A 1,969-nucleotide genomic window follows, 5' to 3' on the forward strand; every position below is an offset into this window, starting at 1 on the left:
CTGAAAACAGCCTACTGATTTAGAGCCGCCATTTCTGGCGCATCACACTAGCGGGTGCGGGTGCCGAGGACCTTCCCGAGCGTGATGGCCACGTCGAAGTCCCGATCCCACGTGAGTGCGACGAGGTCGTCGAACTCCGCCTCAGGGCGGAGCAGATTGAGGACGTCGGCTTCGAATACTGAGCCCGGTTCTGCGAGGTCGAGCGCTTCGTCGTGGAAGCAGCGGTACGTGTTGCGTGACCGGAACATGACCGAGTACTCACCGTCTACGAGCTCTCCCACGGAGACATCCCACTTCGCTTCAAGCGCCTGCAGCGTGCCGGCGACGCGGTCGGCGTTGAGCGGCTCGGTCAACAGATCCACTCCCACCGCTTCTCGGGCCGAATCCAACGGAAGCGTCTTGTCCCAGAGCACCGAGAGGTGGCGCTCGAAGCTGATGTCCTCGCGAACTGCTTTGTCGAACTCCAGGTAGTCGGTGTCCAGACTCGTACGCATCCAGCGGGCGAGCCAGAGGATCGGGGCGTCGATCAGATTCGCCCGCAACGAGCGATTGCCTTCACCGTAGACAGATTCGCGGATGCTCGTCAGCAGCTCTTCGCAGTGGTAGTCCTTGCAGAACCGGAACAAGTGAGCCGACCGCCGTGGCAGACCGTCCCAGCGCGAAGACTGAGGGAGGGGGAAATCAGCCAGAATCGTCTCCAGCTCGCGTTGGAGTCCCGGCTTGGCGGCCGACAGCACGAGAGCGTCGTCGTTCTCGTCCCACCGCCCGGCGCCCTCATAGTCGAACCTCGCCTTGCACGAGGTATATACAACGGCTTGAGCACACGTATTGAACAGCTCCGTGCTCACCCGGTACGCAACCTCGCAGTGATAGTTGAGGTTGAATCGGTCGAGCTCTCCGTCGGCGACCCGCTCGAAGACATACTTCGCCGACAGCACGTCTCTCGCGGCACGGCCGAGTATCCGCTCGACCTCCCCGGACGAGCTGTCGGCGGACGCTTCGTTGGGGCGCAGATCATCGGAGATCTCCTCGATTGTCGAGTCGAGCCGCTGAAGGGTTACCCGAAGCATGCCGCGTACGGCGTCGATGCGGAGCCGCTGCGCCTCGTCTTGGAGCAGCATCTGTTCAATGATCAGGTCGAGGTCGGCCAGGAAGGGGTAGCGGTCGCGCACAAGCGCGTGTCGTCGCCCTCGGGCGTTCTGCTTCGTGAACATCTCGGTTATGACGAGGCCGAGCGCAAAGATGTCCGCCGGCTTGCCGATACCGCGGGCGTTGTTCCTCACCATCTGCTCGGGAGCGAGGTAGTTCCGGTTCACTAAGAGGTCCCCGCGATTCGTGAGCGAGGAGTCCTTGAAATGCGCGATGCCGAAGTCGGCCAGGACGAGCTGGCGCGCATCAGGGTCGACGAGGACATTCTCAGGTTTGATGTCGCGATGCACTACGCCGTCGCCGTGCACGTACGCGAGCGCATCGCAGAGCTGGCGCGCGTAGTCGAGAAGCACGTCAGCATCGGTTTCTTTGTTGATCACGTGTCGCAGCGTCATCGGGTAGAAGTCCATGACGTAGTAGAAGAAGTTCGTGTCCTCTGAGCGCGCGTGAATACTCACGACGTTCGGGTGGCTCGACGTCTGTCCGTACTCGATCTCCTGCTTGAAACGCTTGTTGCGAGCGGAGTCAGCGTCGCGGTCCTTCTTAATCCGTTTGACTGCGAACACCTGACCGTCGGGCTTACGGCGGGCCTTCCACACCACGGCTGATCCGCCCTCTCCCAGAGCTGAATCGCGCTCGTAAGTGACTCCGTCGATGATGAACGGTTCGTGCTTCGGCATGAACCCACCCTACTGACCTCCTCGGGGCGGTGACGTCGGCCAATTGCCGCGGAAGCGAGGTAGGTGGAGAAGTAGGCGTGTGGAGACCCGCTAGTGTGATGCGCCAGAAATGGCGGCTCTAAATCAGTAGGCTGTTTTTA

The 1,969-nt window shown here is 61.4% G+C and carries 1 protein-coding gene; it reads right to left on the minus strand.

Going from position 1 to position 1,969, the window contains the following annotated elements; translation table 11 throughout:
- Positions 1-47: 47 nt before the first annotated feature.
- Positions 48-1,829 carry a serine/threonine-protein kinase gene (locus ACWFRJ_RS44505; RefSeq protein WP_453544809.1) on the minus strand — a complete coding sequence of 594 codons (1,782 nt, stop codon included), beginning with the start codon at positions 1,827-1,829 and terminating at the stop codon, positions 48-50.
- Positions 1,830-1,969 lie beyond the last annotated feature (140 nt).

The sequence above is a fragment of the Streptomyces sp. NPDC055239 genome (genome assembly GCF_053606205.1).

Excerpts from the sequence above, each read along its gene's own strand:
- ACWFRJ_RS44505 (WP_453544809.1), bottom strand. The coding sequence starts at position 1,829 with ATGCCGAAGCACGAACCGTTCATCATCGACGGAGTCACTTACGAGCGC.